The 24,934-nt window shown below is 41.6% G+C and carries 23 protein-coding genes and 1 riboswitch; of the genes, 14 read left to right on the forward strand and 9 right to left on the reverse strand.

The genetic code is table 11. The features are described from left to right. Positions 1 to 9 precede the first annotated feature (9 nt). The 13 genes from AUO94_RS13145 (at position 10) to ystJ (ending at position 13,401) form a co-directional block, all read left to right on the forward strand. Positions 10 to 705 carry a response regulator transcription factor gene (locus AUO94_RS13145; protein ID WP_058384646.1) on the forward strand — a complete coding sequence of 232 codons (696 nt, stop codon included), beginning with the start codon at positions 10 to 12 and terminating at the stop codon, positions 703 to 705. A gap of 369 nt (positions 706 to 1,074) precedes the next feature. After that, positions 1,075 to 1,863, forward strand: coding sequence for a YveK family protein (locus tag AUO94_RS13150; protein ID WP_058384647.1), 789 nt, complete (start codon positions 1,075 to 1,077; stop codon positions 1,861 to 1,863). Continuing rightward, positions 1,805 to 2,500 carry a CpsD/CapB family tyrosine-protein kinase gene (locus AUO94_RS13155; protein ID WP_058384648.1) on the forward strand — a complete coding sequence of 232 codons (696 nt, stop codon included), beginning with the start codon at positions 1,805 to 1,807 and terminating at the stop codon, positions 2,498 to 2,500. The genes AUO94_RS13150 and AUO94_RS13155 overlap by 59 nt, the downstream gene beginning before the upstream one ends. Before the next feature lie 32 nt (positions 2,501 to 2,532). Further along, entirely contained in the window at positions 2,533 to 3,480 is a 948-nt protein-coding gene (locus AUO94_RS13160; RefSeq protein ID WP_058384649.1) for a polysaccharide biosynthesis protein, read from the forward strand. A gap of 97 nt (positions 3,481 to 3,577) precedes the next feature. After that, on the forward strand, positions 3,578 to 4,081 hold the full coding sequence (locus AUO94_RS13165; RefSeq protein ID WP_058384650.1) for a sugar-transfer associated ATP-grasp domain-containing protein: 504 nt from the start codon (positions 3,578 to 3,580) through the stop codon (positions 4,079 to 4,081). A 135-nt stretch (positions 4,082 to 4,216) separates the two neighbouring features. After that, the gene (locus AUO94_RS13170; protein WP_058384651.1) at positions 4,217 to 5,503 is read left to right on the forward strand and encodes a nucleotide sugar dehydrogenase; all 1,287 of its coding nucleotides are present in this window, start codon (positions 4,217 to 4,219) and stop codon (positions 5,501 to 5,503) included. A 169-nt stretch (positions 5,504 to 5,672) separates the two neighbouring features. Then, on the forward strand, positions 5,673 to 6,002 hold the full coding sequence (locus AUO94_RS13175) for a hypothetical protein (protein ID WP_058384652.1): 330 nt from the start codon (positions 5,673 to 5,675) through the stop codon (positions 6,000 to 6,002). Between the two features lie 215 nt (positions 6,003 to 6,217). Further along, positions 6,218 to 7,204: a LacI family DNA-binding transcriptional regulator gene (locus tag AUO94_RS13180; protein WP_058384653.1), complete on the forward strand. Its 987-nt coding sequence runs from the start codon at positions 6,218 to 6,220 to the stop codon at positions 7,202 to 7,204. A gap of 91 nt (positions 7,205 to 7,295) precedes the next feature. Continuing rightward, positions 7,296 to 8,573: a histidinol dehydrogenase gene (gene hisD / locus AUO94_RS13185; RefSeq protein WP_058384654.1), complete on the forward strand. Its 1,278-nt coding sequence runs from the start codon at positions 7,296 to 7,298 to the stop codon at positions 8,571 to 8,573. A 30-nt stretch (positions 8,574 to 8,603) separates the two neighbouring features. Next, positions 8,604 to 9,920 (forward strand): GntP family permease, encoded by a 1,317-nt coding sequence (locus AUO94_RS13190; RefSeq protein ID WP_058384655.1) that lies wholly within the window; start codon positions 8,604 to 8,606, stop codon positions 9,918 to 9,920. An 83-nt stretch (positions 9,921 to 10,003) separates the two neighbouring features. Then, positions 10,004 to 10,948 (forward strand): 3-hydroxyacyl-CoA dehydrogenase family protein, encoded by a 945-nt coding sequence (locus tag AUO94_RS13195; RefSeq protein ID WP_058384656.1) that lies wholly within the window; start codon positions 10,004 to 10,006, stop codon positions 10,946 to 10,948. Beyond that, positions 10,945 to 11,709 carry an SDR family NAD(P)-dependent oxidoreductase gene (locus AUO94_RS13200; RefSeq protein WP_058384657.1) on the forward strand — a complete coding sequence of 255 codons (765 nt, stop codon included), beginning with the start codon at positions 10,945 to 10,947 and terminating at the stop codon, positions 11,707 to 11,709. Before AUO94_RS13195 ends, AUO94_RS13200 begins: the two co-directional genes overlap by 4 nt. Positions 11,710 to 12,153: 444 nt before the next feature. Beyond that, positions 12,154 to 13,401, forward strand: a complete 1,248-nt coding sequence (gene ystJ / locus AUO94_RS13205) for an NADP-dependent malic enzyme (RefSeq protein ID WP_058384658.1) — start codon at positions 12,154 to 12,156, stop codon at positions 13,399 to 13,401. 76 nt (positions 13,402 to 13,477) lie between these two features. Here the strand turns inward: ystJ and AUO94_RS13210 are convergent, their stop codons facing one another. The 5 genes from AUO94_RS13210 to AUO94_RS13230 form a co-directional block, all read right to left on the reverse strand. Further along, positions 13,478 to 14,221: an ABC transporter ATP-binding protein gene (locus AUO94_RS13210; RefSeq protein ID WP_058384659.1), complete on the reverse strand. Its 744-nt coding sequence runs from the start codon at positions 14,219 to 14,221 to the stop codon at positions 13,478 to 13,480. Between the two features lies 1 nt (position 14,222). Further along, positions 14,223 to 15,854, reverse strand: a complete 1,632-nt coding sequence (locus AUO94_RS13215; protein ID WP_058386859.1) for an ABC transporter permease — start codon at positions 15,852 to 15,854, stop codon at positions 14,223 to 14,225. 70 nt (positions 15,855 to 15,924) lie between these two features. Beyond that, positions 15,925 to 16,989, reverse strand: a complete 1,065-nt coding sequence (locus tag AUO94_RS13220; RefSeq protein WP_058384660.1) for a Fe(3+) ABC transporter substrate-binding protein — start codon at positions 16,987 to 16,989, stop codon at positions 15,925 to 15,927. Positions 16,990 to 17,331: 342 nt separating this feature from the next. Continuing rightward, entirely contained in the window at positions 17,332 to 18,504 is a 1,173-nt protein-coding gene (gene metC / locus AUO94_RS13225; protein ID WP_058384661.1) for a cystathionine beta-lyase, read from the reverse strand. Continuing rightward, the gene (locus tag AUO94_RS13230) at positions 18,488 to 19,621 is read right to left on the reverse strand and encodes a methionine biosynthesis PLP-dependent protein (RefSeq protein WP_058384662.1); all 1,134 of its coding nucleotides are present in this window, start codon (positions 19,619 to 19,621) and stop codon (positions 18,488 to 18,490) included. The genes metC and AUO94_RS13230 overlap by 17 nt, the downstream gene beginning before the upstream one ends. A 74-nt stretch (positions 19,622 to 19,695) precedes the next feature. Further along, positions 19,696 to 19,801: riboswitch (SAM riboswitch) on the reverse strand. A gap of 1,247 nt (positions 19,802 to 21,048) precedes the next feature. Between AUO94_RS13230 and AUO94_RS13235 the strand changes: the two genes are divergently transcribed. Next, positions 21,049 to 22,056 (forward strand): LLM class flavin-dependent oxidoreductase, encoded by a 1,008-nt coding sequence (locus AUO94_RS13235; RefSeq protein WP_058384663.1) that lies wholly within the window; start codon positions 21,049 to 21,051, stop codon positions 22,054 to 22,056. 124 nt (positions 22,057 to 22,180) lie between these two features. On the opposite strand, the gene AUO94_RS17460 is transcribed toward AUO94_RS13235, so the two are convergent. From AUO94_RS17460 to AUO94_RS13250, 4 genes are all read right to left on the reverse strand, one after another. Then, complete coding sequence (locus AUO94_RS17460; protein ID WP_169793181.1) at positions 22,181 to 22,345, reverse strand: hypothetical protein; 165 nt, start codon at positions 22,343 to 22,345, stop codon at positions 22,181 to 22,183. 178 nt (positions 22,346 to 22,523) lie between these two features. Continuing rightward, complete coding sequence (locus AUO94_RS13240; RefSeq protein ID WP_058384664.1) at positions 22,524 to 23,405, reverse strand: hypothetical protein; 882 nt, start codon at positions 23,403 to 23,405, stop codon at positions 22,524 to 22,526. 136 nt (positions 23,406 to 23,541) lie between these two features. Then, entirely contained in the window at positions 23,542 to 24,264 is a 723-nt protein-coding gene (locus AUO94_RS13245; protein ID WP_058384665.1) for an amino acid ABC transporter ATP-binding protein, read from the reverse strand. Further along, the gene (locus tag AUO94_RS13250) at positions 24,257 to 24,916 is read right to left on the reverse strand and encodes an amino acid ABC transporter permease (protein WP_058384666.1); all 660 of its coding nucleotides are present in this window, start codon (positions 24,914 to 24,916) and stop codon (positions 24,257 to 24,259) included. The genes AUO94_RS13245 and AUO94_RS13250 overlap by 8 nt, the downstream gene beginning before the upstream one ends. Positions 24,917 to 24,934: the final 18 nt, after the last annotated feature.

A 24,934-nucleotide genomic window follows, 5' to 3' on the forward strand; every position in this document is an offset into this window, starting at 1 on the left:
GGAAAACAGATGAATGTTGCGACTGTGTTAATTGTTGAGGATGATGAAGGCATCCGCGAACTGATGCGGTTGTTTCTGCTAAAAAAAGGATATGGTGTTATCCAAGCTGAAGATGGCTATCAAGCTTTAACATTATTAGAAAAAGAAAAGCCAGATCTCATTTTGTTGGACGTAGAAATGCCTGGTATGAATGGACTGGAAGTATGCAAAAAAATCCGATTAAAAACTACTTTGCCAATTTTGTTCGTTAGTTACCGAAAAGAGTTGGTTTATAAAATTCAAGGACTTGAAGTAGGGGGCGATGATTACATTACCAAACCCTTTGATTTTAATGAGTTAGAAGCTCGGATTCGTGCAATTCTTCGACGAAACGGTTGGAGGAGCGGTGAACAAGAACAGCTAACGATTTTGAAGTATAACGACCTGCATATTCATGTGGATGCCCGAGAACTGTACGTTGCAGGAACGCAGGTCAAACTGTATCATAAAGAATTTCAATTATTGTTGTTGCTCGCGCAGACTCCCAACCGAGTTTGGACCGCTGAACAACTATACGATCAAGTGTGGGGCTATTATTCTGAAGGAGATGTCCAAACAGTCAAAGTACACATTAGTAAATTACGGAAAAAAATTGAGCAAGACCCAGCCAATCCAATTTATATCCAAACCGTACGAGGTTTTGGCTATAAATTTATACTAGCGTAAGCGGGACTGTCCCATAAGCCTCTAACAGAAAACAGACGGAGAAAAAGAAACTCTTTTTCTCCGTCTGTTTTCTTAAAATCGCGGGCGAGAATACAGAACTTGTCAAGACCCTGGAGGTAAAGTTTTGGAACGACCAGTTGCTTTTGATAGAAATAGAACATCTTTATATTTTTCAAATTCAACAAGGTTGTAGCCGAAAAGTCATTGTTTATGATTTTTTGACTGCATCCTTTTTTTATTAAAAAAATAAAATAAGTAGTAAGAACTACGAATAATTTGTTTTCTAAATTTTTAGATTATTTAACGTCTATTTAACCTAGTCACTTCAAAATAAGAAGCACAAAGGATAGACCATAGGAGGATTTAATTATGGAGAGTACATTCAATCTGAATAAATTCCTGAAAGCGATGCAAAAGAGAAAGGCGTTAATCATTTTTGTTACGCTTGCGTTCGTTGTCTTTAGTGCAGTAGCAAGTTATACCCTTATAAAGCCGGTTTATAAGGCGACAACTCAAATTTTGATCAATCAAAATACCGCCATTAATCAGGACTTTACTAGTTTGGATATTGATACGAACTTGCAATTAATCGGGACGTATAACGTCATTATTAAAAGTCCTGCGATTTTAACAACTGTAATTGAAAAATTACAGTTGGACGAAACGGTTCAATCATTGACCGATCGGATAACTGTCAACAATATTGAAAGCTCACAAGTAGTAACTTTATCGGTTGAAGATTCTTCTATGAAAGGAGCGGTACTGGTTGCTAATACGACTGCACAGGTTTTCCAAGAGGAAATTCAGCGAATGATGAAAGTGGATAATGTCAGCATCTTAGCTGCAGCTGAAACTACTGCAAATCCTAATCCAATTCGTCCCGATCCGATTTTCAATATGGTGATTGGTGCAATTGTTGGTTTGGCTTTTGGCGTTGGCATCACACTAATTTTGGAGCAGTTAAACACGACAGTGCGCTCGGAAGAAGACATCGAAGAAATGGCTGGACTTCAGATTTTGGGGGTCGTTAGTCAAGTAGACAGTAATTTAAAGATGGAAAAGCCGTTAAATCTAACAACTAGATTGGAGAAGGATCATTATGCGGACAGCGAACAAGACAAAAAGGTTAATGCCGCGAAAATTGGTGGCTCGTACTAATCCGCATTCCATCGCAGCGGAACAATACCGAACAATAAGAACAAATATTAACTTCTCGACGCCTGATTTGCATTCGAGAGTCATTTTATTTACGTCTGCTGCAAAAGAAGAAGGAAAGTCGACAACGGCTGCAAATATGGCCATCGTTTTTGCCGAAACTGGAAAAAAAGTACTATTGATCGACGCAGACATGCGGCGTCCAACTTTATATCGAACATTTCAACTCGGCAATAACACAGGCTTATCCAATTTATTGTTGAGAAAAGGAAGCCTGAAGCAATCAGTCAAAGTGAGTGGCATAGCAAATTTAGACCTACTTATGAGTGGACAAATCCCACCAAATCCGGCCGAGTTACTCGAAGCGGATGCTTTGGATGAATTGATCGCAGAGATGCGTGAAACCTACGATTATATTCTTTTCGATTCACCGCCAATCCTTTCTGTAACCGATTCTAAAATTTTAGCCAATCGATGCGACGGCACGGTACTGGTCGTTAATACCGGCAAATCAGAAAAAATAAGCGTTGAAAAAGCACGTGATTCTTTAGCAACGGCAAAAGCCTTAATTTTGGGAGTGGTGTTGAATAATTACCCGATGAACAAGGAAAATTACTATTACCATAATTATAATGAATGACCAAATGGAACTGTAGGAAAGGAAGAAAGTGAATGAAGATTAGCAAACAGCAACTACTTGGAAATCTTCATCGTTGCCTCATTCCTGTTCTTGTCCTCTTTCGCCATTTCCATACATTTGTGCTCGTAGGATTTGAAAACCTGGAAGAAAAAATGGAACACGTAGTCTTGCCCCAAGCACCTCATCTTACTGACAAAATAGTGATGGTAATCGGAGCGGGAGGAATGATTGGTTCAGAAATTAGCCGTCAGCTCATTCACTATCAACCCGCTCAAATTTTACTGCTCGGACATGGACCGCAATCGATTTATTCGGTTGAGTACGAAGTAAGAAAACTGATGAAAAGACAGACAGAAATTATCCCCATTATCTTAAATATTCAAGACAAAAAACGTCTTTTTGAAGCAGTCGAACGATACAAGCCCGATATAATCTACCATACAGACGGTCAACAGCAAATTGATGTCACAGAAGAAAGGCCATTAAAAGCAGTATACATCTCAGCGTTTGGAACAAAAAATAGTGCAGAAGCAGCCACTCGCTATCACGTTGATGCGTTTGTGTTAGTATCTTCTGAGCACGCAGCAAAGCCGTTAAACCTCAAAGAAGCGAATAAAAGATTGGCTGAAATAATCATAAATACTATTTCAATAACTAGTTTGACACGGTACGTCATCATTCGATTACCAGCACATGTTTTTAAAGAACAACTACCGGGAAACTTCTTTCCGCTGTTCGAGCAAAAAATAAAAACTGGTTACGCAGTTCAGCACATTCTTCATGGTGGAGGACTAAAAACAGCTATAGGTAAAAGTAGCTTGTTTCAACTACAAGGGAAGTCTATCTACAAGGTACTCCAAAAATCACAAGGGCTTAGTCAACTAGACATGGCCCGTTTGTTGAAACTGTTGAAAACAGCATCTGAAGATGAGGCGCGTAAACTGGTTATTTCAATTATCGAACAACAAAAGAATTTCTAACTGGTACCTGAATGATTGCGTTTGAAGATTTTGCTTTTTAAGCAGCGAATTTTTTGTTGCTCAGTAGAATAATAAAACAGGAAAAGGGTGAATTCGGATGGGTGTAGAAAAATATCGAGATGAATTTAGTTTTGAAGAACTAGTGGGAAGCAACATACCTTTTCAAGATAGAGACATGATAGAACAGCATCCTTTCTTAAATAAAATCTATCCGTATGCTTTAAATACGATTCATCTTGTAACGTATTGCGAAAACAATACGGTATCGTTATTATCTGGCAGTTTGGAAATTGGGGCGGTTGAAAGCGATAATGGATTTGTGGAAAAGCTCGGTGAGATTTCATGTGGTTTGGATCAACAAGGAAATTTAAAATCGCATGCATATAAGTTGAATACGCTTGAGAAAATTGATAAACATCCACAGACACGTTTTGTTTTTGGCGGAAGCCAAATTCCACATTTTGATCGGCTTAAAGCTTTTGTCATCAGTTTGCATATTCAAAACAAAGTTGAAGATGTTGTGTCATGGAAACTAGCGTTAACTTCAAAAGGACAAGTCATCTTACTTACCTCACTAACGGAAAAAGAGAATTTACTTTAACAAATTTCACGTGTCTTATACTAGCTGTTTTATTTTTTCGACATTCTACTATAAGAACTGTGCAAGATTTGACAAATTGGCACGGGCAATCCGAGAGCACATGGTAGAGGCAGGAGAAAGGGGATATCCGTCATCATGTTACAAAATTTAAAAATAGCAGTTGTTGGATTGGGGTATGTCGGATTGCCCGTAGCAATTGCGTTTAATCATAAATACCCAGTTACCGGCTACGATACGAATACCGCTAGAATTCAGGCTTTGATGCTTGGACTAGATAAGACAAACGAAGTAAGCCGTGAGGAATTTGAAAAAGCAACGATCGTTTTTACGGCGACCCCTTCAGATTTAAAAGATGCAGGGTTTATTATCATAGCCGTACCATCAGCGATGGATGAAGACCATCTGCCAGATTTATCCGCTTTAAAAAAGGCTAGTAAATGTGTTGCGGAACATATGAAAAAAGGCGCGGTTATCGTCTACGAATCCATTGTGGCACCCGGTGTGACTGAAGACTTGTGTATTCCATTACTCGAGAAGTATTCTGGGTACGAAAGCGGCAAAGAATTTTTTGTCGGGTATTCCCCTGCAAGAATTTTTCCAGGAGATAAAAAAAACAACTTTAAAAAAATGAAAAAAGTAGTTGCAGGACAAAATGAAGAAGTCACAGAATATCTGGCGATGGTTTATGGCAGTATCGTTACTGGGGGTATACATAAAGCCTCTTCCATTTGTGTTGCTGAAACAGCACAGTTGATTGAAAATATTCAACAAGATGTTAATATAGCATTGATCAACGAATTGGCGAAGATCTGCGAGCAGTTGGGCATCGATACACAGGAAGTGCTAGAAACGGCAGGAAGTAAACGCGGTTTTTTAAAAACAATGCCAAATTTAGTTGGTGGACAGGGAATCGGACTAGCTTCACATTATTTAGCGGACAAAGCAAGAAGTTTGGGGCAGCGTTCGGAAGTGATTGTGTCAGGACGTAAAATTAATGACGGAATGGGTCGTTTTATTGCGCAGTCGTTAATCAAAAAAATGAATCAGGAGAATACTAATGTCGCAACCAGTCGTGTGACGATCTTGGGACTTTCTTTTCAAGAAGAAGTTCCCGATTTACGCAATTCTAAAGTAGTCGATATCGTCAAGGAACTAAAAGAACACGGCATCGATGTGCAATTAGCAGATCCTTATGCTTCCGCTGAAGACACCACTCTCTACTACGAGTCTCATCTTTCACCTCACCACCAACTAAAACCAGCGCATGCAGTTATTTTGGCTGTTCCGCACAAGCCTTATAGAGAAAGTGGTTGGCAGCAGTTTGACAGTTTATTGATTGAGCAACAAGGAATAGTCTTTGATCTAAAAGGGGCGCTTGATGCAAAGAAAAAACCTGAAAAGATTCAGTTATGGCGACTATAGTTATAAAAAAAGGATGAATGTCAGTTCACCGAATTGCACTAGTTGACCTATTTGCTTCTTGCAAATGGGTCTTTTTTTGTCAATGAAAAACAAGGGATTTACGCACTTACAGTTTTTTCGAGTGACTTGACGGGTATGGAACAGTATAGAACTGGAGGAGGGCGAAGTTATGGAAATTATTCCGAAAAGAGATTTGTTGAAAGATCGTTACGGAAATTTTTATAGGGTGTCTTATGCTTCTAAAAAATCGTTAACAATCGTCAATGCAGCTATGTATCATGCTTTCAACCAAACACTCGATGAAGAGCTGGTAGCTAAAGTAAAGGCAAAATATCCGAATGATGTCGCCTGCGGAAAATATTTCGCCGATTTGGTTCATGAACAAGTAGAACAGATGAGTACGGCTGAACACGCTGGCACTATTTACGACATTGAAGACGTAAAAAAAGAATACGATTTGCACATGAAACCGCTATACGATGATTCGTTTCACTTGTAACAGTTTTATAAGTTTGTACCAATGAGAATTGCCAAGTTAGCACAAAAGGATTCATGCTAGTTTCAGTTTTAGAAAATCGTAAAACGGAGCAAATGAAAGAGTAAAATTCCTGCTGTTGCCTGCAGGAATTTTTACTGCGAATAAACACAAGGATGCTAGAAAAGCAGTTATAGTGTAAGCTAGAGTTCGATATTAGTGGAAAAGGGTTGAAAAGAATGAAGTCTACAATCAATGCAAAAGATGTTGCAAAGCTTGCAGGTGTCTCGCAATCGTCTGTTTCTAGAGTCTATTTTGAAGGTGCAAAAGTTTCTAAAAAAACACGTCAAAAAGTATTGGCTGCAGCAGAAGAACTGGGCTATCGGCCAAATGAGTTTGCCAGAAGTTTAATCACCAACCGAACAAAAATTATAGGCTTAGTGATGAAAGGCGTACAAAATCCTTTTTATCCTCAAGTCTTAACACAGTTTACAGCTTCATTTAAAAAATTCGGCTATAGCATTCTATTCGTCCATACGAATAGCGATGAAATTCAAACTGAAGATATTGAGACCTTATTGAATTACAATGTTGCTGGAGTGGTTATCACAGATGCAACGATGTCGCTAAATGTTGCAGAAAGCTTCAGAGCAAATCAGATTCCGTTGGTGTTTTTTAACCGGAAATTGAGCCGTTCTAATTTCTATTCGGTCTGCTGCAATAACTTGAGTGCAGGTCGTGCAATAGCAGAATATCTGATCGCTAAAGGCTCGAAAGATATGGCTTACATTTCGGGCAATGAAAATACATCGACTAGTCAAGAACGTGAAGAAGGATTTAGCGAAGTAGTGACTCAACACAATTTGAATTTCAAAAAGTATTCATCAGATTATACATATGAAGGTGGCTATAAGACAACCCTTGCAATCATGGAAGAAGAGGCACTGCCGTCCGCTTTTTTTGTAGCGAATGATATTATGGCGCTAGGAGTTATGGATGCTTTACGGAAAAAAGAAATTCAAGTTCCAGCACAAGTTAAAGTGATTGGCTTTGATAACATTGGCATGTCTTCTTGGCCTGCTTATGAACTGACAACTTGGGAACAACCGATTGAAAAAATGGTAGAAGAAACGGTGACTTATTTATTAGCTGAAATGATTGACTACACAGGCACAGCAGAGGCTGTAGAAGTGGATGGGGTATTTGTTGAACGGAAAACGACATAATAAGTGTTGACATTTACCGAAAATGCGCATATTCTCTAAATAGTTTCATTTTTGCATACGTATTCAAAAATAAAGGTTTGGAGGAATTATGATGATGAAAGTATTGAAAGCAGGAAAATCCCAAGAAGAAGTAAGCGCTAACGATTCGAAAGTTTCACAAATAGTGGCGGAGGCATTATTAGCCATTGAAGAAAATGGCGATCAAGCAGTGCGTGAACTATCAGGTAAATTTGATAATTGGCAGCCAGAATCTTTTCGCTTGTCTCAGGCTGAAATAAATGAAATCGTTTCCACTGTTCCTGATCATGTTATCGAAGACATTAAGTTTGCCCAAAAAAATATTCGCGACTTTGCAGAAGCACAGCTGGCTTCTATGAATGACGTTGAAGTAGAAAATATACCAGGAGTTATTCTTGGACATAAAAACATTCCAGTGAACAGTGTAGGCTGCTATATTCCAGGTGGACGTTATCCGATGGTTGCTTCCGCTCATATGAGTGTGTTAACAGCAAAAGTTGCAGGTGTTAAACGTGTAATCGCTTGCACACCGCCAATCAATGGAGAAATTCCAAACGCGACAATTGCCGCAATGTCACTTGCTGGGGCAGATGAAATCTATTTACTTGGTGGAATTCAAGCGATGGCAGCGATGGCGATCGGAACGGAAACAATTAAATCAGTTGATATGATCGTCGGGCCGGGAAATGCCTTTGTAGCGGAAGCGAAGCGTCAATTGTACGGACGTGTTGGAATCGACTTATTTGCTGGACCGACTGAAACGCTAGTGGTAGCAGATCATACAGCGGATGCCGAAATGGTGGCGACAGATCTTCTAGGTCAAGGAGAGCACGGCCCCACTTCACCAGGAGCATTGATTACAACTTCAGAAGAACTAGCAAATGAAACAATTAAAGAAATCGAACGCCAATTAGAAACATTAGTAACGGCCGATGTTGCACGCGTTTCATGGGAAGATTACGGCCAAATCTTACTAGTCGATTCAATAGAAGAAGCACGTATTGAAGCAGACCGTTTGGCATTTGAGCATGTTGAAATCCTAACAGAAAATCCTGATTATTTCCTTGAAAATATGACGAATTATGGCTGTTTATTTTTAGGACCCGAAACGAATGTGGCATATGGCGACAAAGTAATTGGGACTAACCATACATTGCCGACAAAAGGCGCTGCTCGTTACACAGGTGGATTGTGGGTAGGTAAGTTCATCAAAACCGTTACGTATCAGAAAGTAACACCAGAAGCGAGTGCTTATATTGGTGAATATGCAGCACGTTTATGTCAGCTTGAAAACTTCGCAGGACATGCAGAACAGGCGCTTCTCAGAGTCAGAAGATACGGCAGTAAATAAGTTACTCTAAGGGGTATGGGGGGTTGTTTTATGCTTGGTATGTTGGGAATGTTTGGTGGCTTAATTTTATTGATCATTTTGACGATGCGCGGGATGAACTTGTTGATCGCAGCACCGTTAACTGCTTTGTTTGTTGCGTTATTAAATGGATTGCCGTTGTTTCCTCAGCTTGCTGAGGAAGGGGCAGCTAACTTTTTAACAAATTACATGACCGGTTTTACAGGCTTTATCGCTTCTTGGTATTTGATGTTCTTGACCGGTGCCATTTTTGGTAAAGTGATGGAAGACAGTGGTGCAGCTGACAGCGTATCAAAATGGATCGTTAGCAAAATTGGGATGAAACGTGCGGCTCTAGCTGTTGTTCTTGCTTGTGCGGTTTTAACTTATGGCGGCGTCAGTTTGTTCGTTGTCGCTTTCTCTGTGTATCCGATGGCACTCAGCCTATTTAGACAAGCTGATTTGCCGAGACGTTTTATCCCAGCGGCGCTTGCTTTTGGATCGACCACTTTTACAATGACTTCTGCTGGTTCGCCTGAAATCCAAAACTGGATTCCCATTGAATTTTTAGGAACGACACCGTATGCAGGGTGGGAGGTCAGTATCATCGTAGCCTTATTCATGATGATTTTTGGGTACTGGTGGTTGAAGAAAATGATTTCCAAAGCGTTAGTAAAAGGGGAGCGATTTACCGCTCGGAAAACCGATCCGTCTGCAGAAGAACGCACAGAATTACCAAATCCTTTACTCAGTATGATTCCGCTTGTTGTGGTTCTAGGCATTTCATTTCTTTTCCACAATTCGCTTGGAACTTCGGCATTGATTATTGCGTTAAGCGGCGGTATTGCAACAACTTATTTTCTTAACAGAAAATATTTCCGCAATATTGGAGATGCCTTCAGTGAAGGTGCAGTAGGAGCTGTTATCGCAATTGCTAATACGGCAGCAGTGGTTGGTTTTGGTGGAGTTGTCAAAGCGACACCTTCTTTTGAAACAGCGGTTGATGTCATGACGGGTATTCCAGGAAGCCCGTTAATTGGGGGTGCACTGGCGGTGGCGGTCATTGCCGGATTGACAGGTTCGTCTTCGGGTGGACAAGCGATTGCTTTACCCCTGCTTGCACCTCATTATTTAGATATGGGAGTCGATCCAGAAGCCTTACACAGAACGGTTTCCATTTCTTCAGGTTCACTCGATTCAATGCCGCAGGGTGGTTATGTCGTAACGACTATTCGCTCAATTGCAGGTGAAACACATAAAGATGCGTATCCTGCATTTGGTGCATTAACCGTTGTCGTGCCACTCATTGGTGCTGCACTGGCAGTTGTATTATTCTCACTTGGATTATAAGATGAAACTGCCCAACAAACTTTCGGTTCCTTGTTTGTTGGGCAGTTTGCGTGAGACAGTCAAACGATAGAGGGGTGTAAGGGATGGAAAAAATTTCAATTCTCGGAGCAGGAACGATGGGACACTCAATTGCTTTATCGGCAGCATGGGCCGGCGAAACCGTAACGGTTTATGGCATCGATGAACAAGATCTTAGCAATGCGGATAGAGGATTACATAACAAACTCAAAGTCATGACAGACAATAAACTGGTTACTGTCGACCAAGCAGAAGAAATTAGACAACGAATTCAATTGACCACTTTTTTTGAAAAAGCTATTTTGAACTCGACGTTCATTATCGAAGTTGTACCCGAAGTATTGGAACTGAAAAAAGAACTTTATAGTCGATTGGAAACGTTGATCAGCGATGACGTGATCATTGCCAGCAACACCTCAGGATTTAAACCGAGTTTATTGGCTGAAGAGATGCGGCTACCCGCTCGCTTTGTCGTAACGCATTTTTGGAATCCAGGACATCTTATTCCTTTAGTAGAAGTAGTTAAGGGGGAGCAGACAGATGAAAAGACTGTTGAGCGAGCAATGGCTGTTTTAAAAGAAATGAACAAAAAAGCAATTTTGCTCCATAAGGAAATTCCAGGATTTATCGGCAATCGTCTGCAATATGCCTTGTTCCGTGAAGCGCAAGCTTTACTGGATGCTGGAGTTGCTTCAAAAGAAGATATTGATGCAGCTGTCACGTATAGCATTGGGCGTAGGTTGCCGGTAACCGGACCACTTATGACTGCGGATATGGGAGGGCTTGACGTCTTCTCGGCAATCTCTAACTATTTGTTTGAAGAGCTAGCGACAGATCAGCGATCAGGCGAAACGCTGTCCACACTTGTAGTTGAAAACAAGCTTGGGGATAAAACAGGAGAAGGGTTTTATTCGTGGGAGCCTGATGTTTCGGCAAAATTAAATAAAGAACGAGAACAGACCTTAATTCACTTTTTGAAAAAGGATTTAAAGGCAGGTGCCTCAGAATGACTGCCTATTTTTCTGAACTTGAAAACAAAACAGTAATCGTCACAGGGGGCAGCAAAGGAATCGGTAAAGACATTGCGTTGACTTTCGCAAAACTAAAAGCCAATGTGGTGATTTCTGGACGAGACGCAACAGTTCTCAAAGCGTCTTTGAAGGAACTACAAGAATACAATCCGAAATGCCTCGCAGTTTCCGGGGATTTGAGTGATATCGGGGAAGTTCAGAAACTGATTGATAAAGCTGCGTCAGAATTTGGAACTGTTGATGTATTGGTTAATAACGCGGGTATTAACATTGCGAAACCGGCAATGGAAGTAACAGAAGCGGACTGGGATGCGGTACTCGACTTGAATTTAAAGACGGCATTTTTTGCTAGTCAAGCAGCAGCTAGATACATGCTCGAACAAAACAGTGGACGAATCATTAATATCGCGTCGCAAATGGCCTTTGTCGGTTATGTGAAGCGAGCGGCGTATTGTTCAAGTAAAGGAGGTCTCGTGCAACTGACAAAAGCTCTCGCAGTAGAGTGGGCAAAGCAAGGAATTCGTGTCAATGCGGTAGCGCCGACCTTTGTCGAAACCGAGTTGACTGTCAATATGTTCAAAGACGAGACGTTCAAACAAGAGATTGACAGTAGAATTTTACTGGATGGCTTGTCTCAACCAGCAGATATCTCGGGAGCCGTGTTATATTTGGCTTCTAACTTAGCTAATTTTGTAACCGGTGAAACCATTAAAGTCGATGGTGGCTGGACAGCTATCTAACTAAAAAGAAGAACTGAAGAAAGTTCAGTAGCTTGTAGACAAAGTCTTATTAAACTGAATAGTGATGTATAATCTTCAACTGAGCTGGCCACTTCGCTTTCCGGTGGGCTCAGCTTCAGTCTCCTCGTCACTGAAAACCCATGCTCCTGCATCGCTGCGCTAGCTTCGTCGCAAAGCCACTGCCCGAAGTCCCTTCGGTCAGTGGCTTTCCTGCGGAAAATCCTAGATGCATACAAAAAAATGAATAAGTATTCTTTTGTCTACAAGCTGAACTGAAGAAATTTCAGTTCTCTTTTTGTTAGCGTTTTTTAACCAGTAGATACAGGAAAACTTTACTACTGTATCCGCCTAAAGTCTGAACATTGATCAAATTAATTGAAAACTCTTTCAATTATCAAAATACTCTTTATAATAAACAATTATGAACAAAGGGAGATGAGGCACATGTCTAAGCTAAAAAACGATTCGTTGCAACTGCACAGGACGCATCAGGGGAAATTGGAGATTCGGTCAAAAGTAGCAGTGGAAAATGAAAGGGACTTGAGCCTCGCCTATTCTCCAGGAGTAGCAGAACCTTGTAGAGAAATCGCAGCAGACCCGTCAAAGGTTCACGACTACACAATGAAAAGCAATATGGTCGCGGTAGTGACAGATGGGACAGCAGTTCTTGGCCTCGGCAACATTGGTCCGCTTGCCGCATTGCCGGTTATGGAAGGAAAGGCTATATTATTTAAAGAATTTGCTGGAGTTGACGCGTTCCCGATTTGTTTGGATACAACCGATGCGGAAACCATTATCCAAACGGTTAAATTGCTTGAACCAGGATTTGGTGGCGTCAATCTTGAGGATATTTCGGCCCCGACTTGTTTTATTGTGGAAGAGCGTTTGAAAAAGGAAATGGGAATTCCCGTGTTTCACGACGATCAGCACGGTACAGCAATTGTTACTTTGGCAGGCTTGATCAATGCATTAAAACTGGTCGGCAAAGACGTACAGGAAACCAAAATTGTCGTTAACGGTGCGGGAGCTGCAGGAATTGCCATCGTTAAATTACTGAGTAAATTTGGCTTTGGTCACGTGATCATGTGTGATACAAAAGGAGCTATTTTCAAAGGACGCAAAAATGGCATGAATCCGTTTAAAGAAGAAGTGGCTGAAATGAGCAATTACGAACGCAAAGAAGGTCTACTGGCAGATGTCATCCAAGGAGCAGACGTCTTTATCGGCGTATCAGCAGAAGGTGCATTGACTGGAGACATGGTCCGGACGATGAATGATGATGCCATCATTTTCGCTATGGCCAATCCAAACCCTGAAATTCTTCCGCACTTGGCGAAACAAGCCGGTGCCAGAGTAGTTGGCACAGGACGTTCTGATTTCCCAAACCAAGTCAATAACGTATTAGCCTTCCCTGGACTCTTTAGAGGTGCTTTAGACGTATTGGCTACTGACATCAACGATGCGATGAAAATCGCTGCAGTCGAAGCGATTGCGGGATTACTAGAGGCAAATGAGCTGAATGAGGACTATGTTATACCCAAACCGTTTGATTTGCGTGTGGCCTCAGCTGTTGCGGCGGCAGTAGCAAAGGCTGCTATGGATACGGGCGTTGCTCGGAAAGCAATTGAAATAGAAGATGTGAAGCAAAAGACAGAAAGCTTGTCAGTCGTCGGCGAACACAACACCTTATAATAGAAGAAACCCATTCGATTTTTTTCGAATGGGTTTTTGTATGGGTTTAGTAAACCACTCTATTGGAGGGCTGTTTTTAAATACGAACTAATTCTTTTTCTTCTACAATAGTAGGTGCGTTGCGAGCTTCTTGACGATAAACATCGAGTAAATCACAAGGACGACCAATAAAATCAGTACTGCCGTCTTTGATCTTAACAATTCGATCAGCTAGAATATGAGCATCTTTCTCGTCGTGTGTTACGAAGATAGAGGTGATATTGGCTTTCTTTAAAATATCACGCAACTCTTTCCGAATTTTCTCTTGAAGTTCGGCATCTAAATTACTAAAGGGTTCATCGAGTAATAGTAGATGTGGATTTGGCGCGAGCGCTCTAGCAATCGCAACACGCTGCTGCTGTCCACCACTTAATTGGTGCGGATAACGTTTTTCATAACCCTGTAATTCCACGAGTTCCAAGACTTCTTGGAGCCGCTTTTGCTTGGCCGCTTTTTTCATGCGGAACAGTCCAAATAAAATGTTATCGGCAACCGTCATATGAGGGAAAAGTGCATAATCTTGGAATACCATGCCGATGCCACGTTTTTCAGGTTGAACGAAAGTATGTTGATCACAAAGAACTTGATCTTGAATCGTCACTTTTCCAACTGAAGGATTTTCAAGCCCTGCAAGTAAGCGAAGGACAGTGCTTTTTCCACTACCGCTTCGCCCAAGGATGGAAATGACCTCTCCTTTTTCAATCTCTAAAGAGAAATTATCAAGTGCTACAGCTTTTGTATTTGGGTAAGAAAAGCAAAGATTTTCAATGGTTACGAACATATTAATCCAACTCCTTTTCCAAAAACTTATAAAAGACCACAATTGCTAAGGCACTAATACCAACAATCAGCAAAGAAGCTTGAGATGCTTCCATGATTTTTTCGTCGCTGGCATATTGGAAAGCTTTTGTAGAAAGTGTATCGAAATTAAAGGGTCTCAAAATTAAAGTCAATGGAATTTCTTTTAATACGTCAATGAATACGAGAATAAATCCACTAATGATGGCACCTTTCATCATTGGCATGTCTACCTTAAAAAAGGTTCTTGTCAGTCCGGCTCCAAGAAGGCGAGAAGCATCTTGGAAGTCGGTGCCGATTTTGTCGTAACCCGTTTCAATGGAACTGTAGCCAATGGCGAAAAATCGGATGATGTAAGCTGTGACGAGCAAGATGATGCTCACGCTAAGTACAAGTGTCGTGTTCATACCAACTAGTTTATATAGTGGTGCTAAAAATTCATCTAATGAAACAAAAGCAGTTACTACGGCAACTGCAATAACAGCTCCTGGAATAGAATAACCTAAAACTGTTAGTTTGGGCAATAATTTAGCAAGTCTGCCATGAACGAGGCGGGCAAAATTGCCGACAATCAGTGCGAAAACGATAATGACTGCAGCGCTGAATCCGGCTACGAAAACAGAATTTCTTATATAGGACATAAATTCATCTAATGGAATGGTTCCAAAAGTTAAAATGGTCCAGTCGATCAATTGCGCAACCGGGATGAAAAAACCTAAAGCCAAAATAGCGAAGCCATAACTAGCAGCAGCAACAGCTTTCCAACCGGTTAATTTAACAAGTGGCAGCGGTCTGACTTTTGTAGAAGCGTAGCTATATTGACGTCTGCCGCGCAGAATTTTTTCAATCAGCAGAATAACAATGACAAATCCCATTAAAGAAGCGGCTAGTTTAATAGATGTTTCGATGTCGCCTAAGCCAAACCAAGTTTGAAAAATCGCTGTTGTAAAGGTTTGGATGCCGTAGTATTTCACTACACCGTAATCATTTAATACTTCTAAGACGACCAAACTAGCACCTGCGATAATCGAAATCCGCGATATCGGAACGACTACTTGGAAAAACGTTCGCCATGGGCCTTTGCCAAGTAATCGTGTACTTTCAATGAGTGAAGCCGACTGCTGTGCCAAAAAAACTTGTGTGATGGTGTAAACATAGGGATACAAGAAAACCGTGTAAATGAAAATAGCACCTGGCAAGTTCATGATGTCAAAATATGCTGGATTTAGTTCCATATCAAAGCGCTCACGGAGTGTTGTCTGAATCACACCCGTATAATTAAAAATCCCGTGGTACGTGTAGGCCCCAATAAAAGGTGGGATTGAGAGGGGGAGAATCAGTGCCCATTTTAAAAATCGTCGGAAAGGGAACTGATACTGGGCAATCAGCCAAGCTAAGCTTAGACCGATAAAAATTGTTGAAGCAGCGGTGGCTACAACGAGTATTAAGGAGTTTTTTACAAACGACCAAAGGACAAATTCTTTCATATGTGCCCAGTTCTCGTTAGAGGGGGTGAAAAGACCTGTCACAATCGTTAAATTCGGTAAAAACAATGCAGCGATAATGACGATGGCTGCAACCGTCCAAATATTTATATTAGCTAATCTTCTTTGCATGGTTAAGCCACCTTCTCCAATCGCCAGAAATCCCTTGCTGTAAACATACAGCAAGGGCACAGCATATTCATTATTTCCAGCCGACTTCATTAAAGATCAGAATTGATTTCGCATTATTGTCTCCTAAAGCAGAAAGCGGAATGTCCTGTTCTTTAAATTCACCCCATGATGTTAGTAACTCAGAAGGTTCGACTTTTTCATTTACTGGGTATTCGTAATTTGTTTCTGCAAACGTTCCTTGTGCTTCAGGTGCAGAAAGGAATTCAAGAAGTTTTATAGCATTTTCTTTGTTTTTAGCTGTTTTCACAACACCCGCACCACTAACGTTCACGTGAGTACCAGTCGTATCTTGGTTCGGGAAGAACAATCCAAGTCCTTCTGCTACTTCTACTTCAGCAGGATCTTCAGAGTTCAACATTTGTCCAAAATAATAGCTGTTCATAATAGCAACGTCGCCAACTCCAGCAGCGATTGCTTTAGCTTGGTCCCGATCTCCGCCTTCAGGATCACGTGCGAAATTATTTACTAGGCCTGCAGCCCATTCTTTCGCTTTTTCTTCACCCTCTATTTCAATAAACGAAGCAAGTAGCGATTGATTGTAAATATTTTCAGAGCCACGAATCAATACACGGCCATTCCACTCGTCTTCTGTCAAAGCTTCATAAGTAGATAATTCTTCAGGTTTTACAGTTTCTTTGTTGTAGACAAGTACACGTGCACGTTTTGTTAAGCCATACCACATTTGGTCTGTGTCTTGGAATTTTTCAGGAATTTGTTCGTCTAGTATGTCACTTGATACGGACTGTAGCAAGCCATCTTCTTTAGCACGGTATAAACGTCCAGCATCTGCAGTCAAGAATAAATCAGCTTCAGTGCCATCTCCTTCACGCTTAATGCGCTCAAGCAACTCATCTGCGTCACCTTTAATTAGATTTACTTTAATACCGGTTTCTTCTTCAAACTTTTTGTATAATTCATCATCTACATCGTAATGTCTTGCCGTATATAAATTAACTTCTTTGCTTTCAGCTGTTTCTTCAGGTGCATCTGTTGCCGGTTCGGATGCATCATTGCTTCCGCATGCAGCTAAAACAAGAACTAATAAAGCGATAACCAGATAAAAAAGTTTGTTCATGGATGTCTCTCCCCTTAATGTGTAATTGAGATTTCAAATGAAAATCATTCTCATCATCAATTATAAAGTTCCAATTGAGAATGTCAATCATTATCAATAGAATCTCTTGTTTTTTTAATAATTGTGTCTAAAAAATGAGTGAGTAATTACCAATCATTATTCATTTGCGATTCCCTGTTGTTGCAGAAATGGAAATGAGCGAAAAACAAGAGATAGCTTAAAGCCAAGAAGAATTTGATAGAGGACTGCAAGATAAATCGAGTTCTCTATTCATAAGAAACCCTCTTGCCAGATGAGGCAAGAGGGTTTCTTAGAACAAAAGTTCTTTCTATAGAAGGAACTTTAATTTGCGATGCTTAATCCTTTTCGACGGGCTACTTGTAATAGTGCTTGGTTTAGATCTTGCACCAAATCATCACAATGTTCTAAGCCGACAGAAAAACGTAGCAAGCCGTCGGTGATTCCACGTTTTTCGCGTTCTTCTGGAGGCATTGAGCCATGAGACATCGTTGCAGGATAGGACAAAATCGATTCGACTGCGCCTAAACTAACTGCAAACACCGGAATTCTCAGATGTTCGACAAATATACGAACGGATTTTTTATCAGCTAAACGAAATGATAGAACCGCTCCTGCATTTGTAGCTTGGCGTTCGTGAATTGGGTTTCCAGGATGGAACGAAAATCCGGGGTAGTATACTTCTTCAATTAACGGATGGTTCTGCAAGTATTCAGCAATAACGCGAGCCGATTGAGACGACTGGCCTAACCGAGCACCTAAAGTTTTTATGCCTTGGATTAACAGGTAAGAATCTTGAGCTCCTAGAACAGAGCCAAACGTGTTTTGGATAAAGCCCAAACGGTTTCCAAGTTCTTCATCTTTGGTCACAGCAAGACCTGCGATGACGTCGCTATGACCTGACAGAAACTTCGTTGCACTGTGAAGAACGATATCTGCACCAAGCTCCAGTGGATTCTGGTAAAGCGGTGTCATAAAGGTGTTGTCAACAAACGTTAAACAGTTATTGGCTTTCGCTAGTTTTGCAGCGATTTCAATATCGGTAATATTCATAACAGGATTTGATGGCGTTTCCAAGTAAATCACTTTTGTATTTGGCTGGATGGCATTAGCCATTTCGTTTAAGTCCGTCATATTCACAAAGGTATATTCGATATTGAATTTGTCCAAAATTTCCGTGATAAAACGATAAGTTCCGCCGTAAACGTCTTCTGACACTAAGACATGGTCACCTGAAGACAACAGCATAAAAGCAGAGGAAATAGCAGCCATCCCTGAAGAAAAGGCGAACCCACGCTTGCCTCCTTCTAGCTTAGCGATGGTTTCTTCTAACGCTAGGCGAGTGGGGTTTCCAGAACGGCTATAATCAAACGGTCCAAACGAATCCAGGCTTTGTTGGTGAAAAGTGGAAGATAAATAGATAGGTACATTGACAGCTCCAGTTTGTGGGTCGACTCCAGTAGAGTGAATAAACTTCGTTTCAATGCGATCGGTCATATTCAACTACCTCCTTATTTAGTTCTGAAAACGCTTGTGCTAAATCAGCAATTAAATCTTCAGCAAGTTCCACCCCGACTGAAAATCGCAATAACCGATTGCAAACGCCACGTTTCGTCCGTTCTTCAAAAGGCATGTCTGCATGAGTTTGGGTGGCGGGGTAAGTAATAAAACTTTCAACACCGCCAAGACTTTCCGCAAAGGTGATGAGTTTAATGTGTTCAAGAAAAGGAGCTATCCATTCTTCTTTTTGCAAACGGAAGGACAACATGCCGCCTTTTCCAGGATACAACACATCAGACACAGACGACTGCTGAGACAAAAACTCAGCAATGGTTTTCGCGTTTGCGTCATGCTGTCGCATCCGTAAAGGCAATGTCTTTAATCCGCGAACCAGTAACCAAGAGTCAAAAGGGGACAAAACGGCACCAACCGAATTATGGAATGTTGCCAGTTTTTCGCAAATGCGATCGCCTTTAGCGGCAACAAGTCCAGCTAAAACATCATTATGACCACCAATATATTTCGTTGCACTATGGATAACAATGTCTGCACCCAGTAATAGGGGCTGTTGGAAGAAGGGCGTTAAAAATGTATTATCGACGATTAATAGAAGCTTATGCTTTTTAGCCAATGCGGCATAAGCAACGAGATCAATTTCTTGCATCAGTGGATTGGTGGGCGTTTCAATAAAAAGTGCACGTGTATGAATGGTTATTTTTTGTTCTGTGTCTTGGACATCTTTGAACTCGGTGTAGTTGGGGTGAATATTATAAGCTGATGCAAAGTGATCTAATAGGCGGTATGTTCCACCATAAATATCTTCCGGTACTAACAATTCATCACCTGGACGAAAAAGAGACAAAACGAGTTGAATAGCTGCCATTCCAGAACTGCAAGCAAATGCAGCATCTGCGCCTTCAAGTTCTGCAAATCCTTCTTCCAGAACAGAGCGAGTCGGGTTTTTCGTGCGCGTATAATCATAGCCAGTTGATTGGCCAAGTCCTTGATGTTCGTAGGCTGTCGACAAGTAAATGGGCGGATTAACGGCTCCTGTTGTGGGATCGCTGTGATTGCCTAATTGAACTAATAAAGTTTCCAAGCTGTGTTTTGTCATGTTACTCATCCTCTCAATAAGAAAACAGGGGCTTTTCTTCATAAAGAAGAAAGCCCCTGTCCGGAAATGCATTCTTCTCATCTGTTAGGCAGAAGCCTATTGGAATTAGCACCGTAGTCTTCGTCAGACTGGTTGCTGAGACTTCACAGGGCCAAATCCCTCCGTCTCTCTAGATAAGAAATATCTTATTAAGTTTAGTGTTTCTGTTTAGATGTTCCTAATCATAAATCAATTAATGAAAGAAAGCAAGTGTTGAATTTTAAATAATGCAAATATAAGAAGTGGGTAGGCAACTAGCTTGATTAGTAAAGGGAGGATAGGAAAAGAAAAATTTCTTTATGCCCGTCGAATCTACATGGCAGCTTGCGCTTTTCGGTGTCCAGTTGCAAGTGCCTAGCTCTTCGGGACATAAGTCAACCCAGCTGCGTGGCAAAGAACGCCACACTGCTGGTCTGTCTTATGCCTGTCAGAGCTGACGAGGCACTTTCACTTTTCATGTTGTCCAGCTCCAGCTGCCAGATTCTCGGGTCATAAGCCACTCCGGCTGTGTGGCTGAAAACATGCCACTTCACCAGAGCGTCTTATGCCCGTCGAATCTACATGGCAGCTTGCGCTTTTCGGTGTCCAGTTGCAAGTGCCTAGCTCTTCGGGACATAAGTCAACCCAGCTGCGTGGCAAAGAACGCCACACTGCTGGTCTGTCTTATGCCTGTCAGAGCTGACGAGGCACTTTCACTTTTCATGTTGTCCAGCTCCAGCTGCCAGATTCTCGGGTCATAAGCCACTCCGGCTGTGTGGCTGAAAACATGCCACTTCACCAGAGCGTCTTATGCCCGTCGAATCTACATGGCAGCTTGCGCTTTTCGGTGTCCAGTTGCAAGTGCCTAGCTCTTCGGGACATAAGTCAACCCAGCTGCGTGGCAAAGAACGCCACACTGCTGGTCTGTCTTATGCCTGTCAGAGCTGACGAGGCACTTTCACTTTTCATGTTGTCCAGCTCCAGCTGCCAGATTCTCGGGTCATAAGCCACTCCGGCTGTGTGGCTGAAAACATGCCACTTCGCCAGAGCGTCTTATGCCCGTCGAATCTACATGGCAGCTTGCGCTTTTCGGTGTCCAGTTGCAAGTGCCTAGCTCTTCGGGACATAAGTCAACCCAGCTGCGTAGCAAAGAACGCCACACTGCTGGTCTGTCTTATGCCTGTCAGAGCTGACGAGGCACTTTCACTTTTCATGTTGTCCAGCTCCAGCTGCCAGATTCTCGGGTCATAAGCCACTCCGGCTGTGTGGCTGAAAACATGCCACTTCACCAGAGCGTCTTATGCCCGTCGAATCTACATGGCAGCTTGCGCTTTTCGGTGCTTGAGCAAAAAAAGGGACGGTTCAGATAAACATCGCTACAATGGAAGAGAATAGGAGTGAACGGAATTATGCATATTAAGAAATTTGAAAATATCCCATTGGCGGTGCTTGATTTAGCACCGATAAACGAAGGTGCAGAAACAGCGCAGACCTTTAAAAATAGTGTGGAGTTGGCACAGCATGTGGAGCGATTGGGGTTTAATCGCTATTGGCTAGCTGAACATCATAATATGCCGGGTATCGGCAGTTCTGCGACATCTGTCCTTATTGGACATATTGCAGGCGCAACAGAGTCGATTCGTGTAGGTTCAGGTGGAGTTATGCTACCGAATCATGCACCGCTTGTTATAGCAGAGCAATTTGGTACATTGGAAACTATTTATCCTGGACGCATTGATTTAGGTCTAGGGCGTGCACCTGGTAGTGATCAAGCTACTGCGCATGCGTTACGTCGGAATTTGAATAGCAGCGGAGATGATTTTCCCCAGCAAGTTGCGGAGTTAGAAAATTACTTTTCAGCTAACCCTGTCGGACGTGTTCGGGCGTACCCTGGTACTAATATAAAGATTCCGCTTTGGCTACTCGGATCGAGTGGATTTAGTGCACAGCTGGCTGCGTTAAAAGGTTTGCCATTTTCATTTGCTAGTCATTTCGCACCGGATTACATGATGCAGGCTTTGCAACTTTATCATCAAAACTTTAAACCGTCACAGGTGTTGGCCGCTCCTTACGCGATGCTTGGCGTTACGATTATTGTTGCAAAAACACAAGAACGTGCAGAATGGTTGGCGACTTCTTCGCAGCAGCAGATGTTCTCCTTGATGCGAGGCGAGCCAACTACATTTAGAGCACCCATCGATCACTTGGAGGAAGTTTGGACAGACCGCGAAATTGCGATTTTCCGGGACAAATTAGATTCTGAATCGACGATGGTTGGAACACCGGATCTTGTTAGACAAAAGTTGAAAAACTTTATTCAAAAAACAAGAGCCAATGAGATTATCGTCAATTCGCCGGTTTTTTATCAGGAAGATCGTTTGCGCTCATATGATTTTGTAGCAAAAATGATGAATTAAGTAAAGGGGCTGCCCCAAAAGGTCATAAATTAGGACCTTTTGAGTGTAGCTCCTTTTGCATGACACTCCCTTTTTGTTATAAAAAAAATCGCCTCTCCGGTAACGGAAAAGCGATGATTCAACATTAATGAAGCTCTTTTTCTTCTTCACGCTGCCGTTCTTTTTCTATCTTGAATTCTTTGTAAGTTGTGTAAACGGGTGCACCTTCGCCAATCATATTCAGAATCGCATTAAAATCATCATCTAACCGAAGTTCTATTTCTTGTGAATCGAGTACTCGGCGTTCCATTATGACCAACCTCCTCATATAGTAATCAGCCGCCGCGTAGCAACAGAAATAAGGTTTTAACTCACTTTAATTATACGGAATTTTTAGTTAATTTGAAAGCTAACTGCCTGGGTATTAAGAAAAGAAGATAAGAATATAAAAAAGCGTTAAAGCAGGGGCTTTAACGCTTTTTAGATGATTATTGATTGATTTCAGCATTTAGTATCATGGACTCAAAGAACAAAGAGGGCGAAGTTTCATTCCATTCAAGGGAAGAGAGGTCGGCCGTTCGCTTATCGATATACCCATAGGCAAGTTGTGTTCGTGGGTCGTCCGTCAATTGAAGCTTAACGTAAGGACCTTGAGGCGTCAGCCAGTTTAACTGCGACAAACGATTTTCGAGTGAAAATGCAATCCATTGGTCTTCATCTTCTTCTGTTTCGAATAACGGTTGTTGAGCTGCCATTAGCCATGTCTGACTTGAGTGCTTAGGTGGCAACCAAAGGTTTTTCGACAAGGTGCCTTCTTCTGTAGTAAAATCCGTAATTTCATGACGCAATTCCTGCACGGAGTCGCCATTTCCTAGTTGTAGATTCCGCGATACGTAAACATTGCCGATTAGAATTTCACCATTTTTGGTTGTGAAAATGCCATGCGGATTGGTCGTTGAGTCTAATCCATACAACGCTTCGTCAAGTTTGGCTACCGGCTGTGGATTCCACGATTTAAAATCGGTATCTTCTAACTTGTTAACATTCATCGACAATGTGTAAGGAATCCAACCGGTGTTTTTGATTTCTTCGAAAATAATGGAAGTGCCGTTTTGAAGCGATCGATCGACTAATGTATATGTGCCGACCTCTATTCCAAGGAAAGTCATCGTGTAAACTTGCGTAAGATCTGAACCGTTGTTACTGACTTCCGGTTCGCTGAATGTAATGAAAGTCGGCTTTTCAATGGTTAACGACACATCGGTTTCCGAATAAAGTTCTACTTCATTTTTTAAGAACATGACAGCTGTAAAGATAATCAGCGACATGAAAAATAGGACGCCTATTAAAATAACGATTTTTCTAAACACATTTTCCACCTCTGTTTTCTGCGTGTTTGCCAGCTTCGATTATAACATGCAGAAATGAGAAGTAACGCCAACACATTTGAGCATCAAATGAACAAATAGTGATAAATAGAAAAGCAGGTACCCAGAAGGATACCTGTTACAAGACTTTATCCAAAAAATCCTTAGCGCGAGCAGTTTTCGGATGACTAAAGAATTCCATCGGCTGGCCTTCCTCGACTAATACACCATGATCCAAAAATAAAACACGGTCTGCAACTTCTCGAGCAAAGCCCATTTCGTGAGTCACGACAACCATCGTCATTCCGGATTTTGCTAAGTCTTTCATGACATCGAGCACTTCTTTGACCATTTCTGGATCCAGTGCCGAAGTAGGCTCATCAAACAGCATTAGTTCCGGTTCCATAGCCAAAGCACGTGCAATCGCAACACGCTGCTTTTGACCGCCAGACAAGCTGTTTGGGTAGGCCTTTTCTTTTTCAGATAAGCCAACGCGTTCAAGTAGCAATCGTGCTTTCAATTCTGCTTCCTCTTTTTTGATGCCTTTTGCTTTCATCGGTGCATAAGTTAAATTCTCAAGCACCGTCAAATGAGGAAATAAATGAAAATGCTGAAATACCATACCGATTTGCTGCCGAATTTTGTGGATATTTTTTTTAGAAGCCGTTAAGTTTTTACCGTTGATTTCAATAATGCCTGAAGTCGGTAGTTCCAGTAAGTTTAAGCACCGTAGAAAAGTGGATTTGCCTGAACCAGAAGGACCGATAATCGATACGACTTCACCTTTCGTGACAACAGTAGAAATGTCACTGAGGACTTCATTCGTACCAAACTTTTTATAAAGCTGTTGAACTTTAATCACTTTGTTTTAACCTCCGTTCGAAAACTTTACCAATCATCGTCAAGCCCATCACGAGACACCAATAGATGACGCCGACAAATAACAACGGTTCAAAGTTACGGAACAAGTCGGCACCCACTACTTGTGCGCGTCTCATGAGATCGAGGTAGCCGATGGTCGAGACGATAGCGGATTCTTTTGTTAAGGTGATAAATTCATTCATTAATGCGGGTAAGATGTTTTTTAAGGCTTGAGGCAAAATAATATCTTTCATCATCGAGCGGTACGGAATACCGAGCGCTTGAGCCGCTTCTGTTTGTCCTTTATCGACTGCTTGAATTCCAGCACGAATAATTTCCGATATATAAGCGGATGAATTCAGTCCAAAAGCCAAAATGGCCGAAAGAAATGCTGAAATGTCATAGCCTGTTAGCTGTGGAATCGAGTAATAAATAATCATCAATTGCAAAATCAGCGGTGTTCCCCGGAATATCGATGTATAGGCATCGGCAAACCATCTAAGAGGTGCAACGCTACTTATTTTGAGTAGAGCGAGCAAGGTTCCAAGAATCGAACCTAAAATAATCGCAAAAAATACGAATTTCAAAGTGGTCCAAATTCCTTCTAGCATGAACGGAATATAAGGAACTATTTGTGAAAAATCCAGGTTCATCGATTACAACTCTTTTCT

This window comes from Planococcus kocurii (genome assembly GCF_001465835.2).
Taxonomy (GTDB): Bacteria; Bacillota; Bacilli; order Bacillales_A; family Planococcaceae; genus Planococcus; species Planococcus kocurii.

What these genes read in the sequence shown, in the direction of transcription:
- AUO94_RS13145 (WP_058384646.1), top strand. Translation starts at nt 10, where the DNA reads ATGAATGTTGCGACTGTGTTAATTGTTGAGGATGATGAAGGCATCCGC.
- AUO94_RS13150 (WP_058384647.1), top strand. Translation starts at nt 1,075, where the DNA reads ATGGAGAGTACATTCAATCTGAATAAATTCCTGAAAGCGATGCAAAAG.
- AUO94_RS13155 (WP_058384648.1), top strand. Translation starts at nt 1,805, where the DNA reads ATGCGGACAGCGAACAAGACAAAAAGGTTAATGCCGCGAAAATTGGTG.
- AUO94_RS13160 (WP_058384649.1), top strand. Translation starts at nt 2,533, where the DNA reads ATGAAGATTAGCAAACAGCAACTACTTGGAAATCTTCATCGTTGCCTC.
- AUO94_RS13165 (WP_058384650.1), top strand. Translation starts at nt 3,578, where the DNA reads ATGGGTGTAGAAAAATATCGAGATGAATTTAGTTTTGAAGAACTAGTG.
- AUO94_RS13170 (WP_058384651.1), top strand. Translation starts at nt 4,217, where the DNA reads ATGTTACAAAATTTAAAAATAGCAGTTGTTGGATTGGGGTATGTCGGA.
- AUO94_RS13175 (WP_058384652.1), top strand. Translation starts at nt 5,673, where the DNA reads ATGGAAATTATTCCGAAAAGAGATTTGTTGAAAGATCGTTACGGAAAT.
- AUO94_RS13180 (WP_058384653.1), top strand. Translation starts at nt 6,218, where the DNA reads ATGAAGTCTACAATCAATGCAAAAGATGTTGCAAAGCTTGCAGGTGTC.
- hisD (WP_058384654.1), top strand. Translation starts at nt 7,296, where the DNA reads ATGATGAAAGTATTGAAAGCAGGAAAATCCCAAGAAGAAGTAAGCGCT.
- AUO94_RS13190 (WP_058384655.1), top strand. Translation starts at nt 8,604, where the DNA reads ATGCTTGGTATGTTGGGAATGTTTGGTGGCTTAATTTTATTGATCATT.
- AUO94_RS13195 (WP_058384656.1), top strand. Translation starts at nt 10,004, where the DNA reads ATGGAAAAAATTTCAATTCTCGGAGCAGGAACGATGGGACACTCAATT.
- AUO94_RS13200 (WP_058384657.1), top strand. Translation starts at nt 10,945, where the DNA reads ATGACTGCCTATTTTTCTGAACTTGAAAACAAAACAGTAATCGTCACA.
- ystJ (WP_058384658.1), top strand. Translation starts at nt 12,154, where the DNA reads ATGTCTAAGCTAAAAAACGATTCGTTGCAACTGCACAGGACGCATCAG.
- AUO94_RS13210 (WP_058384659.1), bottom strand. Translation starts at nt 14,221, where the DNA reads ATGTTCGTAACCATTGAAAATCTTTGCTTTTCTTACCCAAATACAAAA.
- AUO94_RS13215 (WP_058386859.1), bottom strand. Translation starts at nt 15,854, where the DNA reads ATGCAAAGAAGATTAGCTAATATAAATATTTGGACGGTTGCAGCCATC.
- AUO94_RS13220 (WP_058384660.1), bottom strand. Translation starts at nt 16,989, where the DNA reads ATGAACAAACTTTTTTATCTGGTTATCGCTTTATTAGTTCTTGTTTTA.
- metC (WP_058384661.1), bottom strand. Translation starts at nt 18,504, where the DNA reads ATGACCGATCGCATTGAAACGAAGTTTATTCACTCTACTGGAGTCGAC.
- AUO94_RS13230 (WP_058384662.1), bottom strand. Translation starts at nt 19,621, where the DNA reads ATGACAAAACACAGCTTGGAAACTTTATTAGTTCAATTAGGCAATCAC.
- AUO94_RS13235 (WP_058384663.1), top strand. Translation starts at nt 21,049, where the DNA reads ATGCATATTAAGAAATTTGAAAATATCCCATTGGCGGTGCTTGATTTA.
- AUO94_RS17460 (WP_169793181.1), bottom strand. Translation starts at nt 22,345, where the DNA reads ATGGAACGCCGAGTACTCGATTCACAAGAAATAGAACTTCGGTTAGAT.
- AUO94_RS13250 (WP_058384666.1), bottom strand. Translation starts at nt 24,916, where the DNA reads ATGAACCTGGATTTTTCACAAATAGTTCCTTATATTCCGTTCATGCTA.